13 protein-coding genes and 1 pseudogene are annotated in these 14,898 nt (G+C 66.9%); 6 read left to right on the top strand and 8 right to left on the bottom strand.

The window, feature by feature from the left end; genetic code table 11:
• Positions 1–318 precede the first annotated feature (318 nt).
• Both O5O46_RS20920 and O5O46_RS20925 read right to left on the bottom strand, forming a co-directional pair.
• The gene (locus O5O46_RS20920) at positions 319–1,002 is read right to left on the bottom strand and encodes a DUF1707 SHOCT-like domain-containing protein (RefSeq protein ID WP_269857042.1); all 684 of its coding nucleotides are present in this window, start codon (positions 1,000–1,002) and stop codon (positions 319–321) included.
• 761 nt (positions 1,003–1,763) lie between these two features.
• Positions 1,764–2,036 carry a hypothetical protein gene (locus O5O46_RS20925; RefSeq protein WP_269857043.1) on the bottom strand — a complete coding sequence of 91 codons (273 nt, stop codon included), beginning with the start codon at positions 2,034–2,036 and terminating at the stop codon, positions 1,764–1,766.
• A 976-nt stretch (positions 2,037–3,012) separates the two neighbouring features.
• Here O5O46_RS20925 and O5O46_RS20930 point away from each other — a divergent pair.
• The 4 genes and pseudogenes from O5O46_RS20930 to O5O46_RS20945 form a co-directional block, all read left to right on the top strand.
• Positions 3,013–4,095 carry a C45 family autoproteolytic acyltransferase/hydolase gene (locus O5O46_RS20930; RefSeq protein WP_269857118.1) on the top strand — a complete coding sequence of 361 codons (1,083 nt, stop codon included), beginning with the start codon at positions 3,013–3,015 and terminating at the stop codon, positions 4,093–4,095.
• Positions 4,096–4,353: 258 nt separating this feature from the next.
• Positions 4,354–5,205 carry a class I SAM-dependent methyltransferase gene (locus O5O46_RS20935; RefSeq protein ID WP_333482411.1) on the top strand — a complete coding sequence of 284 codons (852 nt, stop codon included), beginning with the start codon at positions 4,354–4,356 and terminating at the stop codon, positions 5,203–5,205.
• 414 nt (positions 5,206–5,619) lie between these two features.
• Complete coding sequence (locus O5O46_RS20940; RefSeq protein ID WP_269857044.1) at positions 5,620–6,105, top strand: hypothetical protein; 486 nt, start codon at positions 5,620–5,622, stop codon at positions 6,103–6,105.
• Between the two features lie 160 nt (positions 6,106–6,265).
• Positions 6,266–6,931, top strand: a pseudogene (locus tag O5O46_RS20945) (DNA polymerase III subunit alpha); the annotation flags it as partial.
• Positions 6,932–7,171: 240 nt separating this feature from the next.
• On the opposite strand, the gene O5O46_RS20950 reads toward O5O46_RS20945, so the two are convergent.
• On the bottom strand, positions 7,172–7,504 hold the full coding sequence (locus tag O5O46_RS20950) for a hypothetical protein (protein WP_269857045.1): 333 nt from the start codon (positions 7,502–7,504) through the stop codon (positions 7,172–7,174).
• 443 nt (positions 7,505–7,947) lie between these two features.
• On the bottom strand, positions 7,948–8,121 hold the full coding sequence (locus O5O46_RS20955) for a CsbD family protein (RefSeq protein WP_269857046.1): 174 nt from the start codon (positions 8,119–8,121) through the stop codon (positions 7,948–7,950).
• Positions 8,122–8,257: 136 nt separating this feature from the next.
• Between O5O46_RS20955 and O5O46_RS20960 the strand changes: the two genes are divergently transcribed.
• The gene (locus O5O46_RS20960) at positions 8,258–8,425 is read left to right on the top strand and encodes a hydrophobic protein (protein WP_109448303.1); all 168 of its coding nucleotides are present in this window, start codon (positions 8,258–8,260) and stop codon (positions 8,423–8,425) included.
• 722 nt (positions 8,426–9,147) lie between these two features.
• On the opposite strand, the gene O5O46_RS20965 is transcribed toward O5O46_RS20960, so the two are convergent.
• The 4 genes from O5O46_RS20965 to O5O46_RS20980 all read right to left on the bottom strand — a co-directional run bounded on the left by O5O46_RS20965 (position 9,148) and on the right by O5O46_RS20980 (position 13,911).
• A complete protein-coding gene (locus O5O46_RS20965) occupies positions 9,148–10,065 on the bottom strand; it encodes a DUF6891 domain-containing protein (protein WP_269857047.1) in 918 nt (305 codons plus the stop codon).
• A 503-nt stretch (positions 10,066–10,568) separates the two neighbouring features.
• A complete protein-coding gene (locus O5O46_RS20970; RefSeq protein WP_269857048.1) occupies positions 10,569–11,126 on the bottom strand; it encodes a cysteine hydrolase family protein in 558 nt (185 codons plus the stop codon).
• 194 nt (positions 11,127–11,320) lie between these two features.
• A complete protein-coding gene (locus O5O46_RS20975) occupies positions 11,321–12,793 on the bottom strand; it encodes an FAD-dependent monooxygenase (RefSeq protein ID WP_269857049.1) in 1,473 nt (490 codons plus the stop codon).
• A gap of 560 nt (positions 12,794–13,353) precedes the next feature.
• Entirely contained in the window at positions 13,354–13,911 is a 558-nt protein-coding gene (locus O5O46_RS20980) for a DUF3291 domain-containing protein (RefSeq protein ID WP_269857050.1), read from the bottom strand.
• A 354-nt stretch (positions 13,912–14,265) separates the two neighbouring features.
• Here O5O46_RS20980 and O5O46_RS20985 point away from each other — a divergent pair, with 354 nt between their 5' ends.
• The gene (locus O5O46_RS20985; RefSeq protein WP_269857051.1) at positions 14,266–14,835 is read left to right on the top strand and encodes a hypothetical protein; all 570 of its coding nucleotides are present in this window, start codon (positions 14,266–14,268) and stop codon (positions 14,833–14,835) included.
• Positions 14,836–14,898: the final 63 nt, after the last annotated feature.

Consider the following 14,898-nt stretch of genomic DNA (forward strand, 5'->3'; position numbering starts at 1 on the left):
GCGGACGTGACGGAGACGCGCCGCTTGCCGGTCTTTCCATCCTGGAGTCCACGCAGGCAACGCCTGGCAAGGGCAGAATTCAGGCACCCGGCTCTGAACGCCCAACTGGTCATCTACGGCGCTCGGTCACAGGTGGTTCGGGCGGGTCCCCCGTTGCACGCCTTCAGCTGTCGGTCCGGTGCAGCTTGAGGATACGGCCCGTGATGGGGTTGGGGATGGCCCGCAGGTAGGCGAGCGCCACCTCGGCGGCTGGGACCGGCACGAACCCGGGGAAGTAGGGAAGGTTGAGCGTTTCTCAGCAAGATTGAGTGGCTTGGGTCACTGGCGTTCGTGGCCGATGGAGTCAGGCGCCTGAAGAAGGCGCGCGGGTCTGCGCAGCAGCCACTGCCTGAACGTCCGACGCGGGGGCCGCACCACCACCTTGCCGTGGGCCTTCTGGCCGACCAGTTCCACACGCAATGTGGTTGGTACGTCTGCGGGCGTCGGCATGCGGCGGTGTCTGAGCTTGCAGTGGACCAGGGTCAGGCCGTCGACATCGACCTCAACGCCCGGCTTCGTGACCAGCGTCAGGCTCTTCCCCACCATGGCCACGTCGATCCGCAGGGGGTCCTGCGTGATCACGGCCTCGGTGAGGTCGAGCGTCACATCACACCAGCTCACCGCGAGCTCCAGCCGCCGCGGCAGCACCCAGCGGCCCGTCCGCTCGACCGCTCCGCTGAACACCTGCTCGATCCGGACGACGTCCTTGACCTCTACCGCAGTACTGTCCGCGGCGGTCGGCACGGTCGGCAAGTCGGCGGTGAGCACGGCCAGTTCGCTCAGAGTCCGCGCCGACAGGGCAGCTTCCAGGCGCTCGTCCAGCTCGTCCGCGGTCAGCAGGCCGTCCCCCGCCGCGATTCGCAGCACGTCCACCACCCGGTCCCGGTCCGCATGAGAGGCTCGCAGCTCGGGCGACGAGCCTGGGCCAGAGTGCTTCCCGGTGGGCGAAATCTCTCCCGACATACTTCCGTCCCGGTCCTGTCGAAGGTCTCCGCGCGACACAGGCAGCGGCACGAGTAGAAGACTAACGCTATATCGCGATACAGATCCCTGCAGGGTCTCATCACGAAGAGGCCACGGGCAGCGTCGACTCCACGGCATGCGGTATCCATCATGCCGAGGCCTGGTCGCGGCAACAACCGCAACCCCTGGGCGAGTTCACATCATTGTCGCATGGAGTGTGGTGATAGTGGCGGTTGAGGAGGTGCCGCGGTGGCCACGCTCGCCTCGGTCCTTGGGCTGACTGTGCAGCAGATCGTGCTCGGAGCCCCGATTACTTCCCCGAAAGTCATCCGGTACATGCGCAGCTACCTCCGCCCCGCCGCTCCTCCGCACTGTGCCGCTGTCCTGCTGTCCGCAAGGCCGCAGTCCCATTGTCTTCGCAGCGACGGAAACGTCCCGAGACGTTCCTGATGCGTCCACCGAAGCGGTACCGCCGTCCCGTAGGCCAGGTCATCATCGTCTCACCCGCGGAGCGCGGACAGCAGCCTCAATGGGTCTGTCTCGGAGGCCGTGGACGTTCCAAGACGCTCACAGCCCCCGATCTGTTAGCCGCATTCCCTAATTACCGGCGATCAAGGCGCCCGTTTGTCTCGGGACAGTGCCCAACGTCGAAATCGCCAACTGATCAGGCCCCCGACCAGAGCGGAAACTACGATCGCTCCGGTATTCGCAGGTGTCATACCGCTCTGGAGCTACGGCCGGAGTGGGCTCTGGCTGGGAGGTCACAGCGCGGCGGCGCGCCTACGCACCAGGAGGTTTTGCGTCCCCAGGCTGAGCGCCAGGTACGAGTAAAGCGACGCGGTTCCCAGCAGTCCGGCCCCGGCCGCGTGGTCAATCCACAGCGCCAGCCCGATGTGCACACCAACCGAGGCGTGCCACAGTCCGGTCGTCGCCACCGTCCCCTTGCGCAGCACCTCGCTCTGGGGCCCACGCCAGATCTGTACGGTCCGGGCCCTGGCCATGCCGAACGATGCCGCGACGGCCAGGCTTGCCACCAGCAGGACGATGGGCAGCGTGGTCAGCGGGGTGGTACTTGACGACTGAGGAGATACCGAAGGCGATCCCGGCGGCGCCAAGGACACCGAGGACCATAGGAGCGATCAGCGAGGCGTTACGCCGTACAGGACGGGTGCGCAGTGCTGTCGCACCACCAGGTCAACGACTACCACGGCTATGACGAGGGCAGCCCCGCCGTTCGTGTTCTGCATGGCAACTCCCCCGTTATAGCTCTGCTGCTACGCGGCAGCATCCGCACTGATCATTATGCTGGGATGTCCACGGCACCGTGAGGGCCGGATGGTGGTTGGCACGTCTACCCGCTCTCGTGGACGAAGCCACGCTGACGGCCGATCTACTCCGCAGACTCCTGCCCTCGACCGGCATGAGAACCCGAGAGCCTGTCACACCAGCCCTTTGGTGGCTTCAATGGTCTCGGCTTTGGGCCGCGGTGCACGTGATGGTGGGCGCCGTGCTGGTGCCTTGGGCGCACCGGGTGTGAAGGGAAAAGAGGGCGGCGGGTGGAGAGCGGTGGTGAGTTGCCCGCTGGTGAGTTGGGACGCCGCATCGAGGTCGGCCAGGGCTGCTTCGAGAGACTCGGTGATTTCGCGTTCGGCGGCGTCGCCCAAGCGGATCCCGCGTTTCCCGCGAGGGCCTTGGCTTGGCGGGTCAGCGTGGAGACGATTTTGCGGCGCTGTTCGAAGACTTCTCGCATACGGTCTCGGGACAGTTCGGCGTAGGCCTGGCGGAGTTCGGCGCCCACGTCGCGCAGGGCGGCGAGTTCGTCGGGGTGCTCGCGGCTGAGTTGGTGCAAGGCCCGCGCGGCGTGAGTGGACTTCATCAACCCGCTCAACAAAGGTCAGTAGAACCCGACAACCGGGTTACACCACTGGCTTGACAACCCTGCAGTGGCGCGGGGATGCGTCCGATCAGGGAGGAGTGACGACAGCGGTACGTGAAGGGCGATGGGCAGGAATGCGATGGCTCGTGGTGGAGGGCGCACGCCATGAGGTGTTCCGGTCCTTGGGGCAGTGGGTACGCACGGATGTCCAGGCCATGCTGGCCGAGTCCGCGGTGGACCTCGACGTCTTGCGCCGATGGGCGGACACGGTGGAGGGCAAGGCGTGCTTCGGACCCGTGCTGGCGGCCACCGAGCGCGATTACGGCACCCAGCTTGCCGAACTGGCGGCTCTTGCCGAGGGCGCGGGCGTCCCGGTCGAAGACCTACTGCTGACCAGTCTGCGCGGTGACTTCGGCACAGCGGCCAGGATGGGATGCAGCGACCTTGCGTGGCGGCGTGAGACAACGGTTGTGGCGCACAACGAGGACGCAGATCCCCTTCTGGACGGCCGTCTGATGCTGCTGACCTTGCTGGTCGAGGGCGAGGCCGCCGTCACAGCCCTGTGGTACCCGGGAACTCTGCCGGTCAATGCGTTTGTTGTCACCGGCCAGGGCTTGGCCTGGGGAATCAACCACATTCCCGCCGTCCATCCGTACCCAGGGGGTGCAGGGCGGCACTTCGTCGCCCGCGCACTACAGCAGGCCGCAGGGTTGGATGAGGCAGTGGCGCATCTGCAGACGCACCCCAGTGCCGGAGGGTTCACCTACACCATCGCAGAGCGCGCCAGTGGCCGAGCCACGGTGGTGGAAGCCGTGGCCGGACAGATCGCGATCGTCGAAGCTACCCCCGACAATCCGCTGCACTGGCATACCAACCATCTGCGCCACATCCCGGAGCCACCTGACCTGCCGCCTGCCGGCCCGGAAGCCACCGAGCTCCGAGACCGGTACGCCGAGAGTGTCGCTCGTGGCCGGGCCTTGTCCGGCCTCACGCCGGGGCCGACCGAGCCGTCGAGGACCTGGTTCCTCCAGGCCCTGACCTCAGCGCCCCTGCCACACGGTGTGTACCGCGTCGCCGCAGGCCCGGACCCACTGATGACCCTTTGCACCGCCATCGCCGACATGAACAGCGATACGATCACCATCCGCAGCAGCACCGGACAGACCGTCACCTGCTCCCTCACCAGCTTCACCCACGGCGTGCCCGCTATCTCCTGACCACGCTTGCTCTACCGTCACTACGTGGTGCTACCCGACCTCGTGAATCGAACAGACCCCGACGTGGGTGCTCCCGAAGTGGTGAACATCTGCTGTCCGTTCTCGGGCTCTGGTCCACTTCGTGTGGTCGCGTACAGGGTGACTGTTGATCTTCGCCTCATGGGGGTTGTAGTGGTCGTAGGCGGTCGGTGCGCGCATGACTGGCTGGCCGCGATCCCCTCATCAGGCCCCTCGGAATTGATCATCTAGGCTGGCGCGGTGACTGATGAGCAGGAGCGGGTGCAGCCGTCGGGAGTGTGGGCCACGGCGGTGGGGGTGGCCAGGGTTCGGGCGCTGGAGACCGAGCGGGAGAACGCGCTGTTCCGCGACCCACTGGCACAGGCTTTCGCCGCCGCTGGCGGCCTGTGGCCCTCCTCGCCGCCGCTGCCCGATGACGAGGCCGCGCGACGCCGCCGGCTGGCCGTGTCGTTCTCCATCGTCATCAGGACGAAGTTCCTCGACGACCTGTTGCAGCAGGCCTCCGCGTCCGGGATCCGGCAGGTCGTACTGCTCGGCGCCGGCATGGACAGCAGGGCGTTCCGGATGAGCTGGCCCGAGGGCACCCGGCTGTTCGAGGTCGACACCGCCGCGCCACTGGACTTCAAGGCTTCGGTGCTGCGCCAGGAGCGGGCCGTCGCACGCTGCGAGCGGATCACCGTCGCGGTGGATCTGCGTGAGGACTGGCCAGGCGCGCTGGCCGCCGCAGGGCACAACCCGGCCGTGCCGACCGCGTGGATCGCCGAAGGACTACTGATTTATCTGCCCGAGGACGCGGTGGAGCTACTGCTGGCCCGGATCAGCGCGCAGTCGGCGCCAGGCAGTCGGATGGGGCTGACATTGGGTTCGCGCGGCGTGATCGAGCGCTTCGGCGCGAACGCCGCGCCGGGATCGGCGGCGTCCATGTGGGTCTCGGAGATGCCCGACGACCCGGTGGGTTGGCTGGCCGGGCACGGCTGGGAGGCCGACAGCCACACCCTGCGCGAGTGCGCTGCCGCCTACGGCCGCCCGATCAGCACCCCGCCGCAGCGCGAGGAGCGGCCCGGCGGACTGATCTCGGCGATCCGCCGGTAGAGCGCCTTCCGGTTCCCTAAAAGATCGACCCCAAGGGGGCCTGATGAGTGGACCCAGGTTCATGCGCGGCCAGCCAGTCATGCGCGCACTGACCGCCTACGACCACTAAAGTTCAGAACGCGCTGTGCCGCACTATCCAACGCAGGCCCGCCACTTGAAGCGGGGCTGCATGTGCGTCGTGCTCATCACGGCTGACGAGTGGTCCCAGCCGGAGGTCAGAGACGCGCTGATGCGACGCTTGGCCGTCCGAGTGCCAACCGCGTCCACTGCCAGAAGTCGATATCACTCACCGTGATGAATTCTGGCAGGTGATAACACTGATCGTCTTGTCTCAACTCTCCCGATCCGCAACGCTTCTTCAGCGCACCGGGCCGGTGAGCCCGGTATCCACCGTGAATCGGAAGGTTGGCCTGAGTGAAGAGTTTTCTTGGCAAGGGAGCAGTGCTGGTCACGCTGCTCACGGCACTGGCGGGTCAGCTCGGCGGGGGCGTGGCCTCGGCCGCCGGGCCTGCGGCCAGCACCCGGACTGCTGCCGGAAGCGGGAGTGGAGGCGGTGACAGGGTTCCCGTCGCGCTCAAGTTGGCCAGGGTCCAAGCCGATCGGGCCACGCTGAACGTCGTGACCCTCCAGGTGGAGAACCTGAACGCCGAGGTCACCGATGCCGAAACCGGCCAGCCCCTCGCGGGCAAGGAGGTCAAGTTCTACCTAGGTGATGGCAAGTTGCTGGGTACCGCCTTCACCAACAGCCAGGGCACTGCGAGCCGCAATGCCTACTTGGACGTCGGCCTGTCGACCGTGCACAGCCTTGCTGGCGGTGGCTACTACGCCGACCTGCTCGGAGACGGAACCTACCGCCCCGCCCAGGGGCACGGCACCCTTACCGTGGGAACCTCCGCCTGATCCGATCGACCACGAAGGGGACTGGCGCGGCAGGGGATGGCGCGAGGCGTGCGCACTTAGGAGTCCTTGCGAAATGATCTTCGCGGGTCATAAGCCCATGTCCTGGTCGGCGGGTGGCTGCCCTTTCAGCGGATCTCTGGGCTTCCCGCGACGGCGAGTGATCCCAGAATCCGGGTCTGCTCGTGCTCCTCGACGTGCGTCACCGTGCCCGGGGATTGCGCCGCAGCCAGTTGATCGGATCGCCAAAGCGTTCCCGCACCTGCGCGCCCTGGACATCCCTGGCGCTCTCGTCGAGTTGCCCGAGTTGCGGCAACTCGCCGCCGACGCAGGGGGGTTCGGGCCGTGGTGGGAGCTGGCGGCAGGCCTGGATGCGCTGCCGCGCGGGTACGTCATGCACCCGTGCGGCGTGATCCTGTCTGACGCCACTCTGCTCGACCGGCTCCCGGCCCAGCCCACACCGGGCGACTACCCGATGGTGCAGGCAGACAAGGACGACGTGGAGGAACTCGGCCTGCTCAAGCTCGACGTGCTCGGAGTGCGCATGCATTCCGCCATGGCCCCCGCCATCACCAAGATCCGCCGTACCACCGGCCGCCAACTCGACCTCGACAGCCCCGATCACCTCGACGTCGCCGACCCCGATACCTTCGACCTCATCCGCCGCCACGTGCCGGGGTGCTTCCAGATCGAGTCGCCCGGCCGCCAGGACTTCATCGGACGGCTGCAACCTCGCCACATGCAAGACGTCATCGCCGACATCAGCCTCTTCCGCCCCGGCCCGGTCAAAGGCGGCATGCCCGCCCACTTCATCGCCGCCCGCCACGGCATTACTTGGATAGCCCGCTTCACCCTGGTTCGCCGTCAAAGGCCGGTCGAGGCATACGGACGCAAGGCGGGCGTAATCTCAAGACCTTCATCGACATTCTAGGGCGTGTCCGGCGGGCCGCCCTCGAGTCGTCGACCGGACTCGGCCCGTTGGCTGTCTTCATTGGCCTGCTTGGACAGCATATTGATTGGTGAACTGGAAGGTACGCGTACGCATGAAAACGGCGTCGACCGACTCGCCCTACACATCCTCATCGGGTGCTGTGATCCCGAGGTCGACACGCATCACGTGGCGCATTCTCCACAGGGAGTCCCAAAGCCCGTTCATCCTCGCCCGGGCGGCTTCCACGTTCTCTCCCTGCTCAGCCGTGCCACTGTCGAGCCGGATCAGCAGGCCGTAAAGATCGCCGAGGTAGCGGTTCGCCGTGCTGGCCGCCGCCATCACCGTATCGGGCAGCATCATCTGGGCCTCAGCGTGCCGCAGGCGGTGATCCCGGCGCGCCCGATCCAGCTCTGACCTCAGCTCCTCGGTCACCTCGTCCCTTTCCAGGGCGTGGAGGACGTTCGTGATCACGTTGATGAAGTCACGCGTACCGGCGTTGAGGGCTGCGTAGCAGGTACGCCGCGCCTCAAGCTGGGCCTAGCGGGTGGCGTACTCGCGTTCGTCTGCTTGGAGACGTCTTGCGTGCTCCAGCTCGCGATCCCTGGCGCGGTTGGCGCTGCGCTGTGTGAGCAGGGCGGAAGCGAGCGTGCCGCCAATACCCAGAACAGCAACCACAATCTGGCTGATTGAACTAACCATGCCCCGGCTCCGATCGCCTCGCCGGGACGGTACCAGCTGCAGCCCTTTGCCCTGAGCGGGCGATTCGGCGACCACAAAGGAGGGCGGTGGGGCGCCGCTTGCCGTGCTTGTGGGCGTCGGCGGCGTCCAAAAGCACGGCATCGCGAAGGGCGGGGACAACTAGGCCACCGGTCCCCGCCCCTCGCTTGTGTCTCCCTGCCTCAGGGAGAGTCTCGTTACGGGCGCACAGTGTCCTTGCCCTTTTCCTTCGCGGCGCGGGCTTCGCCCTTGATCTTCTCGGCCTCGCCCTTGGCGGCCATCGTCTCGTTGCCGACAGCCTTGCCCATGGCCTTCTTGACCGCGCCCGCGGCCTGCTCGGCCTTAGCCTTGGCCTTCTGCTCGGCACTCATATCCCGCGCCTCCTTGCCGTTCGGTCCAGCGTGTGACACCACACCGCCTCACCGCCCATCGGGCTAAACAAACCTCTCGTACGCCAGGAATGATCGCCCAAGGTAGGGGCAGTTGGCGTGGTGGAGGTGCATGACAATGGGTCCCTTGCTTTTGGTTCTCCTGCTCGCCCTGATTCTCTTCGGCGCCGGCTTCGCGTTGAAGGTCCTTTGGTGGGTCGCGGTCGCGGTCCTGGTCATCTGGCTGCTCGGGTTCCTGGTTCGAACAGGCGAAGGTGCTGGCCGGTCTCGCTGGTACCGATGGTGACCTGACACCAGCCCACCTGTGACAGGCCGGGTGGACACCCTCGCAAAGATGGTGTCCACCCGGCCTCTTTGGCAAGTTTGGGCGACCCCTCCGCTTCCGTGCGTTGCAGCCGCGTCGCGGGGTATGCGGCAATTGATGGCGGGGTGGGTAAGGCTCTCCCCTGCGAGGGACCCGCCGCCTCCTTGTGCCCGCCTCGCCATTCTTACCCGACGGCGGCCCCGACGACCCTTGAACCGCAGCGCCTGCACGCCGCCCCCGCCATAAGGCACGCCAGCCATACGCGAACTTCCGGGAGCCTCGTAATCGCTACACGATCTGCGGCGGCGTCACCCCCTTACGCGGTTAACTCGGCGACCTCGCAGTGCGCTTGCTTCCGCCGCGCCCGCTGCTTTGCGGCCCAACCGCCGTGCATGCCAGGGCCAGACCAGGACAGGGTCGGTGGGCCCACCGACGCGTGCCATGCCGGTAAAAACGATGATGTGCTCCGCCATACCCGAGGATTGGGCGGCGGACTCCTGCGTCGCTCCGGAGCGGATGCGAACACGGTAGGTCTCCGTGACGAAGGTGTCAGCCTCGAATCGCTCGATGAGGACGGCTTCGACGGCGTGGCCAGAGATCTTGCAGGAGCCGCGAGATCGTGCAGAGCGGTACTCGGAGGCACTACCAGGCGGCCGTCACTCTCGCCTCACTCATCATGTGGGTGTGATCTTCGACGTCGGTCCCTATCCGACCAGGCGGCGGCGCCAGTCCAGGGGGGTGAGCTTGATGGCCCGGTCGGGGTCATGGTCCCACTCGGCGTGGAGGCCGGCTGCTTCGAGGGCGGCCACGACCTCGTGGCCGATGGCTGCGGTGGTCTCGGAGGAGCCGTCGAAGCCGCCATAAAAGAGCATCAGTCCGTGGCCGGCTGCGGCGGAGTCCGTGCACTGGGCGTGGAAGTAGACGAAGCCGCGGGCGTCGGGCCCACCTTCGCCGCCGATCTCAGACTGTCCACAGCTGCGGCAGCAGGTAAAGTTCTCGCGGGCGGTGATACCGGCCTCCTGCAGGGCAGTGAACGCGCGAGCGAGCCGCTCAGGGTCGGTCTCGCCCCTCCACTTGGCCTGCTCCGCGACTCGCTCCAGCCACATCCGGTCGGCCAACGCCTCAGCCTGCTCTCGCGAGACCGGCCGACGTCCCTCGGTGACCAGGTACTCCTCAGCGAACTCGGCCAGTTCGGCGCGGGAGACATAGCCGCCGACCAGCACCTCTCGGACGCGCTTCTCCAACTCCTCGAGATCCTCGCCGTCGAGGTCGAGCTGCGGCACCTCGCGGGTGGGGCCCATGTCCACCAGCGACCAAGCCAGACCAGCGTCCCAACCGGCCTCCTGGCGGGTCCAGCCGGTAATCGCCGCAATCACGACCTCGGGCCCGTCGACCGTCGCCTGGAAGTGCCGGGCAGCAGCACCGTCGCGGTGCTCCAGCGTGTAGTCACCACCGGCCGTGTGCCAGACCTGGGCGAAGACGTCAGGCACGTCGGGTATCCGCTGGACTACGAGGAACCGGTCACCGTCACCGCCGATCCGCCGGACCAGCCCTGCCAACTCCTCGGCGGACACACGGACGTGCCGCTCCCAGTTCTCCGTCTTCACCACGATCTCGAGCACGCGCAAACTCTGACACGCCCTGAAAAGGGCAGTCCTGGCACGTCAGTGCTCACGGTGGTGGGGTCACCGGTTCGTCCCGGCGGCCAGGAAGCCGCGCAGATGTGCCAGGAGTGCCTCCGGGCGCTCCTCCGGGATGAAGTGGCCGCATTCGGGGATCTCGGCACCGGTGACGTCATTCGCGTACGCGCGCCCGGCTCCAGTGTCGGCAGGCGGGCCGGCAGGCCCGCGGAACCCCACAGCGCCAGCCCTGGCATGGTGAGTCGGAGGCCTTCGGTGGCATCGACGTCGTCGAGCGGAGCGCGACGTCCACTTCCACGGCACAGCCAAGTACGAGGGCTATCCCACCGCCCCCACCAGCATCGAAGCAATCGGCACCACCGTGGACCAGGCACTGACCCGCCAGAAGACCGCATCCAAGGAGGGGCGCCGTTGATGAGCGACGAACGAAGTGACGTGTAGCTGAGCGTGATGCTCACGCCGTGCCGCGTTTCACCGGGCACAGGTCACCTGATCGACGTGATCCAGTCGTCGACGGTGACGACGTCGGCCTGCACGGGGAAGACCTTCTCGGTGAGCACCTGGTGCACCTCGGCGTCGGCGTCGATGCAGCCGTCTGCCAGTACGGTGAGGCGGAAGTCCAGGTCGGCGGCTTGACGCAGGGTGGACAGCACGGCTCCGCTGGTGGCGATACCGGTGAGGACCAGCCCGTCGATCTCGCGGGCACGCAGGAGCAGGCCGAGGTCGCTGCCCACGAAGGCGCTGACACGCGTCCTGGTCACGACGAGATCGACGGACCGGGGAGCGATGTCCGGATGGATCTCGGCGCCCGAGTCCTCGTCGGTGAACCCGACACTGCCGCCGAGCCCACGGAGCATCTTGTTGCGCGCGCTGGCCTCAGGGTGCCCGGGGCGGAATCGGACGATCACGTAGATCACCAGCATGTCCGCGGCGCGAGCCGCGTCGATCGCACCGCGCAGGCGTGCCAGATATCCGGCATCCGCGCCGATGCGCTCCACGATGCCCCGCTGGACGTCCATCACGAGGAGGGCGTTCTGCGCCATTCTTTCCGTCCTCTCATCGCGTCGGCCGGTCCGGTTTCTTGACCGGCCTTCTGATAGCGGCCCCGCGCCGCCGAGGTGCACGCCGTGCGGCGAACATGCCCTGACCAAGCCCGCTCAGCACCGGATGAGTGTGGAAACACGAGCACGGACGGCGGCGGGCAGTGAGGTGGTGGCCGCCATCGAGGCCCGACTCATCACGTCGGCCTGCCGGGCAGGTAGGAGGCGAGGTTGGCAAGCACGTCCTGCGGATCGGTCGAGACCCCGTGGGCGGCCAGGTAGCCGTCCGGACGGATGAGGAGGGGCGTGTCCAGCCCGTCGACGAACTGGACGCTCAAAGGACCGATTCGGCCGGTCTCGGCCGGTCCGGTGGAGGAGGCGGGCAGGGCCAGGGTCCAGTCGAGACCTGTGGCCGGGACGAGCGTAGGGGAGACGCGTTGCCCGATGTGATAGGTACCGTCGGCCGGTTCAGGCGCGTAGCTGATGTCGAGCTGGGACAACCGCCTGGCCAGCCAGTCGGTGATGCCGGGTGCCTTGGCGGCTGCGGCGGTGATGTCGTTGCGCAGTCGGCACAGTTCCGGATCGCGCAGGGTGGCGAGTCCGGTCATCTGGCTGGTGAAGGCGACCAGGCTTACAGCGACGGGATGGCGCTCGGCGTGGTAGGTGTCCAGGAGACTCTCAGGGGCCAGCCCGGTGAGCACGGCATGGAGCTTCCAGGCCAGGTTGCCGGCGTCCTGGATGCCGGTGTTCATGCCCTGGCCTCCGGCTGGGCTGTGGGTGTGCGCAGCGTCTCCCAGGAGGAAGACTGGGCCGTCCGAGAGCTTCTCGGCCACGCGTTCCTGCACGTGGTACGTGGATGCTGTGATGACCTCGACGACCCTCGGACCGCCTTCCCGCAGGCCGCGAGTGGCCAGTAGCGTCTCGGTCTCTTCCGCAGTGGGCGCCTTCGAACCGGGAGGAACGGACGCAACCACCCGGTGCTGGCCCCCGGCCAGCGGTGACGTCAGCAGCATTCCCTCGGAAGAGAAGAAGAACGTGGTGTCCTCAAGCAGCGCGGAAGCTGCACCCGGCTCGAGGCGGACGTCCGCCAATGCGAACAACTGCTCTCGTGCCGTGCCGGGGAAGTCGATCCCTGCCGTGGAGCGCACCCTGCTGTGAACGCCGTCGGCTCCGACCAAGTAGCGGGCGTACACGGCACGCACCGATCCGTCGGGCGCGGCGACGGCAGCGGTCACGCCGGGAAAGTCGGGGCTGAAGGTGATGAGCTTGTGGCGGCGGTGGACCATGCTGCCCAGCTCGGTCAGGCGGCGATTGAGATGTTCCTCAGTCGTCTGCTGGGAGACCAGCAGCATCATCGGGAACGGGGAGTCCAGGTTGTCGTAGGACGCGCGAAGCAGAGTGCGCGGGCCGTCGTTGACACTGAAGTGACGGCCTCGAACTCCTGCGGCGACCAGACGATCGGCAATGCCAACGCGGTCGAGGTACTCCAGAGCGCGGGGTTGAACGAAGGCGGCCTTGGCGCCGGGCTGGACCGCATCGGTACGTTCGATGAGTACGTGGTCCACGCCGAGCTGGGTAAGGCTGGCGGCGAGTGTGAGCCCGGCGGGCCCGGCACCAACGATCAGGACATCGGTCTGCGTGGCCAGTGCGGCCGTGGAAGAAGAGGCCATGACGTTCGGCGTCCTTCGTTGGTCTGGCAGTTCGCCGAGCCACTCGACAGGCGCCCGGTCCCCTCCGTGACAGTCTTGGGTGAAACGCCCTGGGCTGATCGCTCACCCTGGCTGGGCGCAACAGGAGAACCACCCGTATGGCCAGCAGCGATGTAGCCCGCCGTGCGCCCAGCCCATGTCTCCATCGCACGCCCGAGGCCTGAGAACCCTCGATGAAATCGACCCGGCGAACACCACGCTCAGCTACAAGTTTCTTCGTTCGCCCCTCGTTAAAGGCGCCCAAGGATCAGCAGCGAACTTCATCAAAGCCGCTTAGTGGTCGGCCCTGTAATCCTTCGGGGGTTGGCTGTGGAGCCTGTGTTGTGTGTGATGCGGGGTCAGATGCTGGGGTCGGTGAGGTAGAGGCAGCAGCCGAGTCGAGGGTGTTCGGGGGTGCCGGCGAAGCCGCGAGGTAGAGGCGGAGCCCCAGGTACTGGCGGATCCGCCGTAGCGCGGACGCGTCTGTTCGCCGTCATTCAGTCGGGTGTTTGACAGCGACCCCAGTCGTTCAGGCTCCCTTGTCAGCGAGCCTGGTCGCTCTTCGGCCCGATGTCTTTGGTCCTGGTCGGAGTTCCGTCCGGGGCGAACGAGTGGTGGAAGGTGAAGGCGTGCGGCGTGGCGCCGTGGTCGTGGAGGTGTTCCAGCCTGGAAACGCCGTCCTGCCAGGTGGGTATCACGCCGTCGGAGACCCACCAGAACACGTAACTCGGGTGTCCTGCCCTCTCGAACCAGTCGTACCGCCTGTTCAGCGCCTCGCGGTGCAGACCGGTGTAGACGGCGTCGAAGGCGGGGCGCAGGTCGGCCCAGAGTGAGAGGGTCGCGGCCAGGGCGGTGGTCTCCACCGTACGACCCTTGCCGTACCAGGTCGGTACGGCGAACTCTCCCCATGCACCCCAGTCCAAGTCGAAGTGGGTGCCCCGGTCGCCGTCTGCCGCTTCAGCATGTGCGAGGTATCCGGGGTGCTGGCTGATCTTCCGGTAGATGGCCTCGCCGCTGTCGTGGAATTCGCGCGTGAGAGGCGCGGAATCGGCGAGAGACGACTTCAGGACGCCGAATGTGTACAGAGCAAGATGGGGCATACGTCTCTCCCTGGTTGGGGGTGCCTGCTGTGGACCCGGTTCGGTGGCTTACGCATGGGGGCGAGGATTTGTGGGGCATGACCAACTCATCCCGTCGCGGGTAGCTCACCCTGAAGGAACTCCTGTGCGACCGTGGGCGATCGCCGAAGACCAGGTGAAGGTAGCTGCCTTTGCGGGCCATGTCGAAGTTGCGTTTTCCCTGTCCAAGTGGCCTCTTGCAACGGTCATTACGGGGGCTGGGGCGGTGACGGGCGGGGCAGGCCGCGGGGTACCAGTGATCCCCTTCGGCCGATCGGTTCGCCCGCCATGCCCGTCCGCGCCCACTGTCCGATAGCCCCGAGTGCCGCCGAACGCGTGCGGTTGAAGAAGATGGCCTACGGCCACAAGACCGAGCATCGGCTGCGGGTGCGTGTACAAGCGGTGCTGCACGCCGCGCATGGACGCTCCAACGGATTCATCGCCCGGGAGAAGGGGCTGCATTTGGACACCGTGCGCCGCAGGCCTGGCCGGTTCTTCCACGCGGGCCTGCCGGGCTCAAAGACCGTCAACGCTTACATCCGCACCTGGCAGGGCGAACAGCTGGGCGATGACGAGTTCGTGATCAGCGCGGACGAGAAGACCTCCATCCAGGCCCTGTGCCGCTGCCACCCCACCCTCGCCTGCCGGCAAGGCCAGGGCGACGCGCGTCAATCACACTACGGACGCGGCGGTGCCCTGGCCTACCTCGCCGCCTACGACGTCCACGCCGCAATGGCGTTCGGCCGCACCCCCACTGACAACGCGCGCTCTGCGGCATGGCTCTCACCGTCACCACGCCAGTGCCGGTTGGTTTTGTCGAGCAGTAGTGGGCTCTGGCGCAGATGTTGGGGAGCGGTCGCGGGGCGACACCGCCGTGTTCGATTGCGGGGGCTCAGCTCTGTGTGAGACCGCGTACGCTCCCAGGAAAGCTTTTGCGCATGCCGCCGTCCGGATTTTGAGGGGGCGCGG

Origin of the sequence: Streptomyces sp. RPT161 (assembly GCF_027533845.1) — a bacterium.
GTDB classification, from domain to species: Bacteria; Actinomycetota; Actinomycetes; order Streptomycetales; family Streptomycetaceae; genus Streptantibioticus_A; species Streptantibioticus_A silvisoli_A.